The sequence below is a fragment of the Vannielia sp. genome (genome assembly GCF_029212645.1).
Taxonomy (GTDB): domain Bacteria; phylum Pseudomonadota; class Alphaproteobacteria; order Rhodobacterales; family Rhodobacteraceae; genus Vannielia.
Window position 1 is genome coordinate 1 of sequence record NZ_JARGND010000061.1, and the last position, 13,151, is coordinate 13,151.

General features: G+C 63.3%; 16 protein-coding genes. 7 read left to right on the forward strand and 9 right to left on the reverse strand.

The genetic code is table 11. The annotated features are described in order from the left end of the window. Window positions 1–70: 70 nt before the first annotated feature. The 4 genes from P1U55_RS14345 to P1U55_RS14360 form a co-directional block, all read right to left on the reverse strand. Window positions 71–676: a septation protein IspZ gene (locus P1U55_RS14345; RefSeq protein ID WP_301048308.1), complete on the reverse strand. Its 606-nt coding sequence runs from the start codon at window positions 674–676 to the stop codon at window positions 71–73. 8 nt (window positions 677–684) lie between these two features. Beyond that, the gene (locus P1U55_RS14350; RefSeq protein ID WP_301048310.1) at window positions 685–1,590 is read right to left on the reverse strand and encodes a DMT family transporter; all 906 of its coding nucleotides are present in this window, start codon (window positions 1,588–1,590) and stop codon (window positions 685–687) included. Window positions 1,591–1,675: 85 nt separating this feature from the next. After that, a complete protein-coding gene (locus tag P1U55_RS14355) occupies window positions 1,676–2,503 on the reverse strand; it encodes an amino acid ABC transporter permease (RefSeq protein ID WP_301048311.1) in 828 nt (275 codons plus the stop codon). Next, window positions 2,457–3,242, reverse strand: coding sequence for a transporter substrate-binding domain-containing protein (locus tag P1U55_RS14360; protein WP_301048312.1), 786 nt, complete (start codon window positions 3,240–3,242; stop codon window positions 2,457–2,459). The genes P1U55_RS14355 and P1U55_RS14360 overlap by 47 nt, the downstream gene beginning before the upstream one ends. On the opposite strand from P1U55_RS14360, the gene P1U55_RS14365 reads away from it, so the two are divergent. Continuing rightward, a complete protein-coding gene (locus tag P1U55_RS14365; protein WP_366943065.1) occupies window positions 3,223–3,849 on the forward strand; it encodes an MgtC/SapB family protein in 627 nt (208 codons plus the stop codon). The genes P1U55_RS14360 and P1U55_RS14365 overlap by 20 nt on opposite strands. 23 nt (window positions 3,850–3,872) lie before the next feature. On the opposite strand, the gene ftsY is transcribed toward P1U55_RS14365, so the two are convergent. Beyond that, the gene (gene ftsY, locus P1U55_RS14370) at window positions 3,873–5,183 is read right to left on the reverse strand and encodes a signal recognition particle-docking protein FtsY (RefSeq protein WP_301048313.1); all 1,311 of its coding nucleotides are present in this window, start codon (window positions 5,181–5,183) and stop codon (window positions 3,873–3,875) included. Between the two features lie 150 nt (window positions 5,184–5,333). Between ftsY and P1U55_RS14375 the strand changes: the two genes are divergently transcribed. From P1U55_RS14375 to P1U55_RS14385, 3 genes are all read left to right on the forward strand, one after another. Further along, window positions 5,334–6,380, forward strand: coding sequence for an alkane 1-monooxygenase (locus P1U55_RS14375; protein ID WP_301048314.1), 1,047 nt, complete (start codon window positions 5,334–5,336; stop codon window positions 6,378–6,380). A 40-nt stretch (window positions 6,381–6,420) separates the two neighbouring features. Then, window positions 6,421–6,813, forward strand: coding sequence for a hypothetical protein (locus P1U55_RS14380; RefSeq protein ID WP_301048315.1), 393 nt, complete (start codon window positions 6,421–6,423; stop codon window positions 6,811–6,813). 92 nt (window positions 6,814–6,905) lie between these two features. Continuing rightward, window positions 6,906–7,313, forward strand: coding sequence for a hypothetical protein (locus P1U55_RS14385; RefSeq protein ID WP_301048316.1), 408 nt, complete (start codon window positions 6,906–6,908; stop codon window positions 7,311–7,313). 150 nt (window positions 7,314–7,463) lie between these two features. Here P1U55_RS14385 and P1U55_RS14390 read toward each other — a convergent pair whose 3' ends face one another. From P1U55_RS14390 to P1U55_RS14400, 3 genes are all read right to left on the reverse strand, one after another. Beyond that, complete coding sequence (locus P1U55_RS14390) at window positions 7,464–8,159, reverse strand: ceramidase domain-containing protein (RefSeq protein ID WP_301048318.1); 696 nt, start codon at window positions 8,157–8,159, stop codon at window positions 7,464–7,466. Window positions 8,160–8,354: 195 nt separating this feature from the next. Beyond that, window positions 8,355–9,098, reverse strand: coding sequence for a VCBS repeat-containing protein (locus tag P1U55_RS14395; RefSeq protein ID WP_301048319.1), 744 nt, complete (start codon window positions 9,096–9,098; stop codon window positions 8,355–8,357). Window positions 9,099–9,100: 2 nt separating this feature from the next. Further along, window positions 9,101–9,424: a 2Fe-2S iron-sulfur cluster-binding protein gene (locus tag P1U55_RS14400; protein ID WP_301048320.1), complete on the reverse strand. Its 324-nt coding sequence runs from the start codon at window positions 9,422–9,424 to the stop codon at window positions 9,101–9,103. A gap of 105 nt (window positions 9,425–9,529) precedes the next feature. Between P1U55_RS14400 and P1U55_RS14405 the strand changes: the two genes are divergently transcribed. The 3 genes from P1U55_RS14405 (at window position 9,530) to P1U55_RS14415 (ending at window position 12,547) form a co-directional block, all read left to right on the forward strand. Next, window positions 9,530–9,970: an OB-fold nucleic acid binding domain-containing protein gene (locus tag P1U55_RS14405; protein ID WP_301048322.1), complete on the forward strand. Its 441-nt coding sequence runs from the start codon at window positions 9,530–9,532 to the stop codon at window positions 9,968–9,970. A gap of 94 nt (window positions 9,971–10,064) precedes the next feature. Then, on the forward strand, window positions 10,065–10,613 hold the full coding sequence (locus P1U55_RS14410; RefSeq protein WP_301048323.1) for a peptidoglycan-binding domain-containing protein: 549 nt from the start codon (window positions 10,065–10,067) through the stop codon (window positions 10,611–10,613). Window positions 10,614–10,732: 119 nt separating this feature from the next. Continuing rightward, window positions 10,733–12,547: a M3 family oligoendopeptidase gene (locus P1U55_RS14415; protein ID WP_301048325.1), complete on the forward strand. Its 1,815-nt coding sequence runs from the start codon at window positions 10,733–10,735 to the stop codon at window positions 12,545–12,547. Between the two features lie 7 nt (window positions 12,548–12,554). Here P1U55_RS14415 and P1U55_RS14420 read toward each other — a convergent pair whose 3' ends face one another. Next, window positions 12,555–13,112 (reverse strand): hypothetical protein, encoded by a 558-nt coding sequence (locus P1U55_RS14420; RefSeq protein WP_301048326.1) that lies wholly within the window; start codon window positions 13,110–13,112, stop codon window positions 12,555–12,557. Between the last annotated feature and the right edge of the window lie 39 nt (window positions 13,113–13,151).

The following is a 13,151-nucleotide window of genomic DNA, read 5'->3' on the forward strand; positions in this document are numbered from 1 at the left end:
CCTCTCAACGCTCTGGTAAATATCCCCGCCGGAGGCCCAAATCTCTTTGGGTGCTCCGGTCGCGCCGGGCCTACTCGCCTTTTTCCGGCTCCTGCCCGTGCTTCTCGATCAGCGGGTATTGCGCCATCATGAAGCCAAACAGGATGATCGGCAGGCCGAAGGTCTTGAAGCTGAGCCAAATGCCCGAAGACAGCGCGAAAGCGATCACCGTATTGGCCACCGCAAGGGCGGCAAAGAGCAGGGCAAAGCGGCGGGTGAGGAGCATCCAGCCGTCGTGGGTGAGCGGCAGCAGCCCCTCCATCAGCCGTGCCAGATAGCTTTGGCCGCGCATCAGGCCAATCCCGAGGATGCCCGCAAAAAGCGCGTAAAGGATCGTCGGTTTCAGCTTGAAAAACATATCGTTATCCATCACCACCGTCAGCCCGCCCATCAGTACGACCAGCACCAGCGTCATCACCTGCATCCGGCTGAGGTGCCCTGTCAGAATGCGCAGAGCGCCCATGCTCAGGGCCATCAGGATCACGAACCAGAAGGTGATGAAGGTGAAGGTCTTCACCTCATAGCCAAACAGCGGGTAAGTCTCGGCCTTGAGCGCAAAAAAGGCGACGAAGAAGGCCAGCACCGGGCCAAATTCCAGTCCAGTTTTCAGCCAGCCGGGTATGTTATGTCGAGCCATGCGCCCTCCTATCCTGCTGCCTCAACTATCACGGCACCGGCGGCGATCAACCCCATCAGCGCAAGCCGGCGCGGGCCAACCCGCTCGCCAAGCAGCAGCCGGCCGATCAGCGCGGCGAAAACGGGGGAGGTTTCGCGCAGCACCGCCGCCTCTCCCACCTTGTCCAGCCGGGTCGCCAGCATCACTGCGCCAAAGGAGACAAACGCCACCATCCCGCCGATCCAGCCGCGCAGCATCAACGGTCCCAGCGCCGGGCGATGCGCCATACGCCGATACATCAGCCCCGCCACGATGGGCGTAAAAAACAGCCCGTCGATGAAGAAAAACCACGCCAGAAAGGTGAAGGGGTCAGCGGTGGCGCGGATGCCGTAAGCATCATACGTGGTGTAAAGCGCCGCAAGGCCGCCCGTCAGCACCGCCAGCGCGAGGGCCGTCACCATGGTGTCACGTTGGGCGGTGATGGTGCGAAGGTTGTAAACCGCCAGCCCGTAGATCCCGGCCAGCAGCACCCCCACCCCGGCCCACTGTCCCAGCGTAAAATGCTCGCCAAAAACAATGCCCGCCCCGATCACCGTAAACAGCGGCCCGGTGCCACGCACCACCGGGTAGACCACCGTGTAGGCGCCACGCGTGTAGGTCATCGCCTGCGCCACCTTATAGGCCGCGTGGATCGGCCAGACCCCGGCGAAGATCAGCCACATATGCGGCTCGGGCCAGGGCACCACGAAAAGCGCGAAGGGGGCGGCCATGGCGCCATAACAAAAATCAATCGCACCGCGTGACAGCCAGGGATCATGCCGCCCCTTTTGCAGCGCCCCGATCACCGCATGGGCAAGTGCCGCCAGCAGCGCCAGCAAAAGCGCTGCCAGATGCCCGGCTTCGGTGCCTTCCAGGGAGATGATCCACTCGCTCATCCGCTCTGCTTATCCCCAGTGCGCAGCGGGGGCCAGTCTCGGGGCCAGACTCGGGGCCACAGCTCACCGCCACGCCGCACAGGCCCTATCGCAGGTGCTTTTCCAGCCGTCGCAGCCCAAGAGAAAGGCCGACAGTCATCACCAGATAAAGCAGCGCCACCACGTTATAGGTTTCAAAATACCGGAAATTCCCCGCCGCCGTCAGCTTACCAAGCTGAGTAATGTCCATCACCCCCAGCACCGACACCAGCGAACTGTCCTTGATCATGGCGATGAAATCATTGCCCAGCGGCGGCAGGATGGTGCGCAGCGCCTGGGGCAGCTGGATCAGCCGGAACCGCTGCCAGCCGTTCAGCCCCAGCGCCTCTGCCGCCTCGATCTGCCCCTCGTCAACCGAGAGCAACCCGGCGCGAAACACCTCTGCGATGAAGGCCGAGTAGCCGATCGTCAGCGCGATGATCGCCCGCCAGAGCAGCGAGAAATCCCGCGTGCGGACAGCCTCCAGCCCCAGCCCCTCCAGTGCCCAGTTGGCCACCGCCACCAGCGCCGGGGCCAGAACGAAGGCAACGTAGAGCAGCAGCACAAGGATCGGCACGCCGCGGATCACCTCGGTGTAAAACCGCGCGGCCTGGCGCAGAACGATGAAGCGCGACAGCGAGGCCACCGCCACCATCAACCCCAGCAAGGTGGCCAGCGCAAAGCCCACCAGCGTCACGAAAATGGTGATCCACACGCCTTTGGACAGCGTCGCCAAGACCTGCGCATATAGCCCGTCTGACAGCACCCGACAAAACAGCACCGCCCCGGTGACGCCAAGGATCAACAACCAATATGGGAAATCCCCCTCGCCGGGGCGCTTTCTCACATCATTCGCCCAGCTTGGTGTCGAGGAACCATTTCTTGTTGAGCGCATCCATCGTGCCGTCGGCCTGCATGGCGGCAATCGCGGCATTGATCGGCGCCACAAGGTCCGACTCCTTTGGGAAGATGAAGCCAAAATCCTCGGCGCCCAGCTTTTCTCCCACGATCTTGAGCGTGCCTTCCGAGGTGGCCACATAGCCCTCACCTGCGGTGCCATCGGTCAGCACCAGATCCACATCGCCCGCCTTCAGCGCCTGCACCCCGGCGCCAAAGGTTTCAAACAGGCGGATGCGGGGGTTGGCCTCGTTTCCATCAAGCACATCATAGACCGCCACGTAAAACGGCGTGGTGCCGGGCTGCGCGGCCACCAGCAAATCCTCGTCCGCCGCAAAGCTCTTCGCCCCGTCAAACCGGGCCTCATCGCCCCGGACCAGCATCACCATTTCCGAGCGCATGTAAGGATCGGAAAAGTCGACCATCTCCTTGCGGTCGTCGCGGATGGTGATCCCGGTCATGCCCATATCGTACTGCCCCTGCGACACGGCGGCGATCATCGCGTCCCATGAGGTGTTTTCATAGGTGACCGTGATGTTGATCCGCTGGGCGACCTCAGCCATTGCATCATATTCCCAGCCCACCGCCTCGCCGTCTTTCATGTATTGCAGCGGCGGGTAGGCATTTTCGGTCACCACCACCACCTCGCGCCCGCCCAGATCTGGCAGGTCTTGTGCGATGGCGGGGGTGAGGCCCATGGCAAGGACGGTTGCGGCGATGGCGGCGTTGATTTTCATGGTCGAATCCCTTTGGCGATGCCCGCCAAAGACTAGCCAAACCCCCGGCATTGGCAATCGCGGGCAAATACGCGCGCGGGGAACCTATGGGCTTTGGCGGCGTTTAGAGGCCAAGCAAAAGGGAGCGCACGTTATCAACACCATTATTGACGAACTCACCGGCACATTTGCCGCCGTGCCGCCGCTCACCGCGTTTTTGCGCATGACAGCCGCCGCCGTTCTGGGCGGGTTGATCGGGCTTGAGCGCGAGTGGCGTGACAAGCCCGCAGGCCTGCGCACCCATATCCTGATCGCCCTGGCCGCCTGCCTTTTTATCGTTGTGAGCCAACAGCTTGCGCAGCTTTCCTTTGGGGTGAAAGACAACATCAAGGTTGATCCTCTGCGTCTGGTTGAGGCCGTCACCGCTGGCGTGGCCTTCCTTGCCGCAGGGATCATCTTTACCAAGGGCGACACGGTGAAAAACACCACCACCGGGGCTTCCATGTGGCTTGCGGGCGGGGTTGGGCTGGCCTGCGGCGCCGGGCAAATGCCGCTCGCCGCCATGGCCACCGTCATCACCATCGTCGTGCTTTTTGTTCTGCGCCTCCTCGTGCGCGCCGTCGAATAGCCCAGCCCTCAACGCCCCAAGGCTCAATTCGCCCCGGTCAGCGCCTCGGCAAAATCCTTCGGGTCAAAGGCATCCAGATCGTCAATCTGCTCGCCCACCCCAATGGCATGGATCGGCAGGCCAAACTTGTCGGCCAGCGCCACCAGCACGCCGCCCTTGGCGGTGCCGTCGAGCTTGGTCATGATCAAGCCAGACACATCCGCGAGCTTTTGAAAGGTATCCACCTGGTTAAGCGCGTTTTGCCCCGTGGTCGCATCCAGCACCAGCAGGGTGTTATGCGGCGCATCCGGGTCTTTCTTTTTGATAACGCGGACAATCTTGGCCAGCTCTTCCATCAGGTCGGCGCGGTTTTGCAAGCGGCCAGCGGTGTCGATCATCAGCAGATCGGCCCCTTCTTCCTGCGCCCGGCTCATCGCCTCAAACGCAAGGCTCGCCGGGTCGCTTCCCTCTGGCGCTGTCATCACCGGCACCCCGGCCCGCTCGCCCCAAACCTGCAATTGCTCAACCGCCGCCGCGCGGAAGGTATCACCCGCCGCAATCACCACCGATTTGCCCGCCGCCTTGAACTGGCTGGCCAGCTTGCCGATGGTCGTCGTCTTGCCAGAGCCGTTGACCCCCACCACAAGCACCACCTGCGGGCGGGTCGGGTAAAGCGGCATAGGCCGGGCGACAGGCTCCATGATCCGGGTAATCTCATCGGCCAGGTAGCGCTTGATCTCCGCCGTCGACACCCGCTTGCCATAGCGCCCCTCGGCCATATTGGCGGTGACGCGCAGCGCGGTATCAACCCCCATATCCGAGGCAATCAGCAGCTCTTCAAGGCTCTCCAGCATATCGTCGTCCAGCACCCGGCGGACAACGGTTTGCCCCTCACCCCGGCCAAGAAACCGCCCGATGATGCCGGGTTTGCGCGCCTCGGCGGCCGAGGGGGCAACCGCGACGGGCACCACAGGCGGGGCGGCTGGTGCGGGTTCCGGTGCTGGTTCCGGCTCCGGCTTGGGTTGTGGTTCGGGTTCGGGTTCGGGTTCGGGGAGAGGCTCCGGTGTGGGTTCTGGCACCTCAACAGGGTCTGGCACCGCAACAGGCTCAGGACTCGCCTCCGGGACGACACCCGCCTCCGGCTCGGGAACCAAATCCGCCTCCGGCTCCCCCTGCTCCTCCGGCGCTTCGGCCACGTCAGAGGTCACAATCGCCCCGGCCTCTACCGCCAGCGACTCTTCGACAGCCTCAACGCTCTCTTCCTCACCGCCATCGGCGATGATCGCCTCAAGCCCCTCGTCGAGCTTTGAGGAAGACTTGAAGAGCTTGTCCTTGAGCTTCTTGAAAAACGCCATGCGGCCCCCGGTTTGCTTGCCTGTCTGAGTTAAGCCCTCGCCGCGCGGGATGGAAGCCCCTTGCCGATAATCGAGCAGCCATACACCTCACCTTAACCTCGCTCTGCGATCCCCTTCCTATCCCTCATTACTCGGCCTATCCTGCCCGCCATGAAACCCGCCACACTGTTCACCGCCGTCACCCTCGCCCCGCTGCCCCTGCTGGCGGCTGGCGGGTGGTTTGGTGGCATTTGGGTGGTGCTGGCGGCGGTGTATCTTTCGGCCTTTGCCGCGCTGCTTGACCAGATCCTGCGCCTCGCCGGGGCCCCGCGCACCCCCACCACCCCGCCGGGCGATTGGGCCGATCGGCTTTCGGCAGTGCTGGCACTCGCCCATTTTGCCCTGCTGGCGCTGGGGGTTGCCGCGGTTTCAGGCCACACTGGCCTTGCCCCCTGGGAGCGTGTGCTCGCCTTCTTCGCCTTCGGGCTGTTCTTCGGGCAGGTCAGCAATTCCAACGCGCATGAGCTGATCCACCGCGCCTCTCGCCCGCTGCGCACCCTTGGCAAATGGGTCTATATCTCGCTGTTGTTTGGCCATCACACCTCGGCCCACCCCAAGGTGCACCACCGCTACGTTGCCACCCCGATGGACCCGAATTCAGCGCCCCCCGGCATGTCGGTTTACCGCTTTTTCGCGCGCGCCTGGCTTGGCAGCTTTCGCGCCGGGGCGCGCGAAGAGCGGGTGATGCTGGCCCGCGCTCACCGTCCACTATGGCGGCACCCCTATGTGGAATATATCGCGGGCGGGCTCGCGCTGCTTGGCTTCTCTACCCTGCTTGCGGGCTGGCAAGGGCTGCTGGCCCATATCGGGCTGGCCGGATACGCCACGATGCAGCTAATGATGTCGGACTATGTGCAGCACTACGGGCTGCGCCGCGCCCGCCGGGGCGAGGGCTATGAGCCGGTCAGCGACGCCCATAGCTGGAACGCGCCGCATGTGTTCACCTCGCTGATGATGCTGCACGCGCCGCGCCACTCTGACCACCACGCGCACCCCACCACCCGCTACCCGGCGCTTGATATCCCCAGTGGGGCGCCGCTGCTGCCGGGGCCGCTGCCCTCCATGGCCGCTTTGGCGCTGGTGCCGCCACTGTGGTTTCGGGTGATGAACCCGCGCCTGCGCCGCTGGCAAGCCCGCCAGGCCGAGCAAGCGGCCTAGGCCCCTTTTCCCCGCAGCGCTCCTCTGCCATCCTGCCCCCATGCGCAGTCTTGCCCTTCTCCTCCTTACCGCCGCCCCGGCCTTCGCCGAAGGGCCGCTCACGGTTGAACAGTTTTCCGAGCATGTCACCGGGCGCACCATCTGGTTCTCGGAAAATGGCCACCTCGCCGGGGGGGAAGAATACCTGCCCAACAAGCAGGTGCGCTGGGTCAATTCCGCGGGCGAATGCATGACCGGCTATTATGACCAGCTCGATGACATGATCTGCTTTCACTACGATCAAAAGCCAAATGAACCGCAGTGCTGGACCATCTTCATAGAGCCGGAAGGGCTGCGCCACGTGTTCCTGAACGATCCCAACATGGCCGTGCAGCTCGAAATCCCCGATGTGGATGACCCGCTGCTCTGCCTTGGCCCCGAGGTTGGCGTCTGAAAGCGCCTCGCGGGGGCGTGAAAGCCAGCCCCTTTCCCCGCGCCACCGCTTCTGCCAAGTTGCTGCCAAAGCCCACGGCAACGAAAGTCCCCATGCGCATCCTTCCCGCCCTCGCCGCCGCCCTCAGCCTCACCGCACCGCTTCCCGCCGCCGCCGGTGGTCCGATGACCGGGGACGATTTTGATGCCTACACCCGCGACCGCACGGTTTACTTCAACAATCGCGGCAAGGCTTACGGTGTTGAGGAATACCTGCCCGGCAACCGGGTGCGCTGGTCCTTCCTTGATGGCCAGTGCAAAGAGGGCCGCTGGTACGAAGAAGAAAAGTTCATCTGCTTCATCTACGAAGACAGCCCCGGCGAACCCCAATGCTGGACCTTCTGGAACGAACCCGGCGGTTTGCGCGCCCTTTTCGAAGACAATCCAGCCGAAACAGAGCTGTTTGAAGACACCACCGCCAACGAGCCCATGCTCTGCCTTGGTCCAGACGTTGGAGTTTAGGTTTTTAATACTTATATCAACCACTTAGCAGTCAAAGTTAAAGCAACGCTTCAAGCCAAGCCCGATTGCGAAATTTCTTCGGAATTTCAGCGCCTTATCGTGTAAACCTCACCCAAGCCTCAATCACCGCTCCCAACCCGCGCATTGCCGCTAACGGGGCGCGCGCATTGCTATGAGGCTCACGAGCAGCGATTGCAGCACCAGCCCAATCATCAGCCCGTTGAGGCCGTGCCAGATCCAGTGGGTGCCGGTTGGGTAAATCTCGCAGAGCATCAAATCCAGCGTGCGGGCCACGAGGCTGGCGCTGAAAACCAGCGCCGACGCCAGCATCCACCGCCGCGCCGCAAAGCCGCGCCAGTAGCCCACCAGCGCGAAGGCCCAAAGCGCCACCAGCGCCGGGGCGTATTGCTCCGAGCCGTTCAGCGGTGAGGGGGCCGCCGCGCCGGGATCAGAGGCCAGCGGCCCGGAAAACAGCCAAAACAGCCCGCCCATCACCGCCGCCGCAATGCCCACCACCCGCAGCGTGTGGCCCCATCGGCTGCCCCCCAGCTTGTGGATCGACAGCACCACGATATAGGCGACGAAGCTCCAGATCGGGATCACATCGGCCAGTTCGGCCCAGTGGGTTGCGAAGGTGTGAAACAGGAACGAGCCAATCCCGATCAGCCCCGCCATGAGGATGGCGATGACAATCTCGGGCGAAAGCAGCTTCTCGCGCCGCGCCACCACCCAGCCCCAGACCGCCGCCGCGATGAAGGAGGCGTTTGAAAGCGCGTTCCAAGGCTCCGCCCAAAAGGCCTCGCCCACCCGCTCGCAGTAAATATCTATCGGGGTCCACCAATCCATCCGGCAAGCCTACCCGCCGCGCCGCGCCTGTCCAGAGGGTTAGCCCAGCGTGCCGCACGGTTAAATATGATACGGGTAGCTCATGTGCGCCAATCGCGTATGCATGGTTTGTGCATCACTTGTGCATGGGTTGTGGCCCCCCCAAAAATCACGGTTAACGGCGGCTTTTGCGCCACCCCTTGCCGCACCGCACGCTCAGTCGCAGGGCCGCTTTGGGGAAAGGCTTTTTGGCCCCTCATAAGGCCCCAGATCCCGGCTCTCGATGCGGCCCTCCACAAGGGTGGAGGCCACCACGCGGGACCAGTCGCCATTGGCGGTCACCATCTCGGGTTTGCCGCCACAGGTCCGCAGCCCACCAGCGATGAAATCCCAGCCGATCATATGGGTGGTCAGCCCGGATTTACTTGCAACTTCAACAAGATCATCCCCGTCGTGCCGCCATATCCTGAGCGTTTTGGCAAGGTGGGGGCGGTCGATATAAGCGATCTCGATCTGCCCGTCGCCATCAAGGTCCGCCGCTCCCAGCGGGGCCAGCCAGCGATGCGCGGTGCCGATGAAGGGCGTGGCGCCCCAATAGGCCGGTTTGCCATCTGTCAGCGCCAGCACCATAAGCCGCGCCCCAAGGCGCATGTGGCTTTGCACAACCACCACCTCTGGCTTGCCGTCGCCGGTGGTGTCCCACAGCCGTGCGACAACATCTTCCCAAAGCAGGTTCTCATCAGAATCAAAGGCATAGGTGAGTTTTGAGCTGCCGGTAAACAGCCCCGTTCCATCGCCCGTGCTGCGCCCGACGGTGATGTTGAGCACATCCCACTCACCGCCATCGCCAAGGATGCCATGGCCGTATTTATCGGTCGGCTCCGCAAGCTCGGCCCCGATGATGTCCTGCGCTGCGGCGGGCCCTCCATGCAATAGCGCCAAAAGGGCCAGCGCACGCATCGTTATATCTGCTTTTCCGGGATCTGGACGATAAGACCATCCAGAGCATCCGTCACCTTGATCTGGCAGGTCAGCCGCGAGCGCTCTGGATCAGGCTCATAGGCAAAGTCGAGCATATCCTCTTCCATCGCCTCCTTGCCGGGGACCTTATCAACCCACTCGGGGGCAACATACACATGGCAGGTGGAGCAGGCGCAGGCCCCGCCGCAATCGGCATCAATACCGGGCACGCCATTGTCACGCGCGCCTTCCATCACGGTCATGCCGTTGGCAACCTCCAGCTCGTGTTTGGTGCCGTTGTGCTCAATGTAGGTGATTTTTGCCATGCTGGCCTCCGTTTGCCTTTGCGCGGTGACATACTGGATGCGGGCCGGTTTTGCCAGTGCGGCTGTGGCTTGCCGGGCGTGGGTGCGCGTTCTATATATGTTCTCATGTCCGGCCTGCCCCCTGCCCCCCATGCGCCCTCCCCTCTGGCCCGCCCGCCCTCCTGGCCGCGCCCGCCCTCTGCCCTGCCCCATGCCTGGCTGTCGCGCCCGCCTGCCGGGGCGCGGATCACGGTGGCCGGGCTGGTGACGGTGCGCCAGCGTCCCGGCACCGCCAAGGGGGTGATCTTTGTGACGCTGGAGGATGAAACCGGCGTGTGCAACGTGGTCATCTGGAGCACGATCTACGAGCGCTTCCGCCGTGCGGTGATCTCCGGGCGGATGCTGCGCGTGACCGGGCGGGTGCAGCGCGATCAGGAGGTGGTGCATGTGGTCGCCGAGCAGGTTGAGGACATCTCGCATATGCTTGATACCCTGCTCACCCTGCCCGATCCGCCCGATCACCGCCCTGTTGCAAAAGAGGCGCAAGCGGCGGGCAAGCGCCCATAGGCTTGGCCGAGCAGGCTTTGAGCGCAGCCGCCGCCGCGCTAAAGTGCGGCCAAACGGCCCCGCAAAGAGAGCCTTGAAAGCAGTGACCCCCTTGATGAACCTGCCCTTTTCGGATGCCCGCCTTCCGGCTGTCCTTGTGCTGTGCGCAGGGCTGTTGGGCTGCGTGCCACAAGCGCCAGAGGTGCGCCGCACCGCTGAGCCGGGCCTGATCCCCACCCTTGAGGCTACCCCCGCCGATGCCCCCCCCGGCAGCTGCTGGGGCAAGCAGCAGGTTGCCCCGCCGCAAACCGCCACCGTCACCGAAACCGTGCTTGTGCAGCCCGCGCAGCTTACCTCCACCGGAGAGGTTCTGACCCCGCCGATCTACCGCCGCGAGCCGCGCCAACAGGTGGTGAAACCGGCCCGCTATATGTGGTTTGAAACCCCCTGCGCCGAGGCGATGACGCCCGAATTCATTGCCACCGTGCAACGTGCCCTGCAAGCCCGCATGCTTTATTCCGGCCCGATCAGCGGCGAGATGAACCAGCGCACCCGCAGCGCCATCCGCCGCTTCCAGGAACCGCAGGGCCTTGCCTCGGGGGTGCTGTCGCTCATGGCGGCCCGCCAGCTTGGCCTCGCCCCGGCGCTGGCACCAAAAGGCTGAAACAGCCCGCAATTTGCCCGCCTCTCCCCCGGCGCGGCAAAAATCGTCCGGTGCAAACCTTGCGCACCTGCCCCCCCTCTGCCTATCTCCACCCTAGGCCAGAAAAGGAGCAGCCCCCCATGTCTCACCCCGTCTTCGACGCCAGCGCCCCCTCCGGCGGCAAAAACCTTGGCGACCTTCCCGAGTGGGACCTGAGCGATCTTTACGCGAGCGAAGACGCCCCTGAGCTAAAGCGCGATCTGGAATGGCTGGCCAAGGAATGCCCCGCTTTTGCGGCCGATTATGAGGGCAAGCTGGCCGGCCTCACCGCCGCCGAGGTGCTCACCCTGATCCACCGCTACGAAAAGATCGACATGATCGCCGGGCGCATCATGTCCTTTGCTGGCCTGCGCTATTACCAGATCACCACCGACCCGGGCCGCGCGCAGTTCATGGGGAACATGCAGCAGCAGATCACCGATATCATGGCCCCGCTGGTGTTTTTCACGCTTGAGATCAACCGGATCGACGAGGCCACCGTTGATGGCTGGTTCGAGGCCAATGCCGAGCTTGCCCGCTATAAACCGATCTTTGAGCGGATGCGCGCGATGAAGCCCTACCAGCTCTCCGACGAGCTGGAAAAATTCCTGCACGATCAATCCACTGTCGGCGCCGCCGCGTGGAACCGCCTGTTTGATGAAACCGTTGCAGCGCTTGAGTTCGAGGTTGATGGCGAGACCCTCAACATGGAGAGCGTCGCCAACCTGCTCTCCGACAAAACCCGCGAAATCCGCGAAAAAGCCGCCCGTGAAATCGCCCGCGTTCTGGGCGACAACCTGCGCATCTTCTCGCGTGTTCACAACACGCTGGCCAAGGAAAAGGCGATCGAGGACAAGTGGCGCAAAATGCCCACCCCGCAAACCGGCCGCCACCTCTCCAACCATGTGGAGCCAGAGGTTGTGGAAGCGCTGCGCAACGCCGTGGTTGCCGCCTACCCGCGCCTCTCGCACCGCTACTACGAGCTAAAGCGCGGCTGGCTTGGTCTTGATAAAATGCAGGTCTGGGACCGTAACGCCCCCCTGCCGATGGAAAGCGACAAAACCGTTGGCTGGGACGAGGCCAAATCAACCGTGCTCGACGCCTACGCAGGCTTCGCCCCCGAAATGGCCGAGATCGCCGAACCCTTCTTCACCAAGGGCTGGATTGATGCCGCCGTGAAGCCCGGCAAAGCCCCCGGTGCCTTCGCGCACCCCACCGTTTCAGACGTGCATCCCTATGTCATGCTGAACTATATGGGCAAACCGCGCGATGTGATGACCCTGGCGCATGAGCTGGGCCATGGTGTGCACCAGGTGCTGGCCGCAAAACAGGGTGAGCTGCTCTCTTCCACTCCCCTTACCCTTGCCGAAACGGCCTCGGTGTTTGGAGAAATGCTCACCTTCCGCAAGCTCCTCGCCGGGGCCAAAAATGACGCCGAGCGCAAGGTGATGCTGGCGGGCAAGGTCGAAGACATGATCAACACGGTGGTCCGCCAGATCGCCTTTTATGACTTTGAGTGCAAGCTGCACGCCGCCCGCGCCGAAGGCGAGCTGACCCCCGACCAGATCAACGAAATCTGGATGTCGGTGCAGGGTGAAAGCCTTGGCCCGGCGTTTGAATTCATGGACGGGTATGAAACCTTCTGGGCCTACATCCCCCACTTCGTCCACTCGCCCTTCTACGTTTACGCCTACGCCTTTGGCGACGGCCTCGTAAACGCGCTCTACGCCGCTTACGAGGAGGGGGACGATGACTTCCAGACCAAGTATTTCGACATGCTGAAAGCCGGCGGCTCCAAGCACCACAAAGAGCTTCTCGCCCCCTTCGGCCTTGATGCCTCTGATCCCGCCTTCTGGGACAAGGGCCTCAGCATGATCGAAGGTTTCATCGACGAGCTGGAGGCGATGGAGGGCTGATCCGCCCCTACTCCACAGAAAGTTCAGTCTCAATCAACCCCGTCACCGCTCGGCAGTTCTCCGGGTCGGTGGCGGAAGAGATGATCCGCAGAAAGCACAGCTCTGCCGTAAAGTGCGCGGTCAACCGCCCGTAATTCCCCCAGACCTCCAGCGCATTGATCTCCACGGTCGGCGCAGTACCCGCCCCCCGGCTTGTCCAGAATGGTCCGCCCATCCCGTCGGGCATATGCATCACATCAACCGACAGCGGCACAGCCCCCGGCGCATAGCGACCCAGATAGCGTACCTCAACGCTGAAAACGTCGCGCGTTGTGAAGCGTGGCTCGGGGTGGCCCTGAACGTGCAATTCGCTCAACCGCGCCCCCTGCGCAAAGCTCGCGGTGGCAACCCTCCGGCCCCCCTGCTGCATGGTCACCGTGTGCCATGTCGTTGAGGCACCGTTGAGATAGGCGGTGATGCGGCCCAATTCTTCGGCCCGGACGGCCCCCGGCACTGCGATCAAGGCGACGGCCAGAATGGTGCGGCTGATGGGCGGCATCTCGTCCCCGTTCTTCGGTCCTTGCATAATGCCTCTCCCATGGGCGAGGGTCAAAGCCGAACGGAC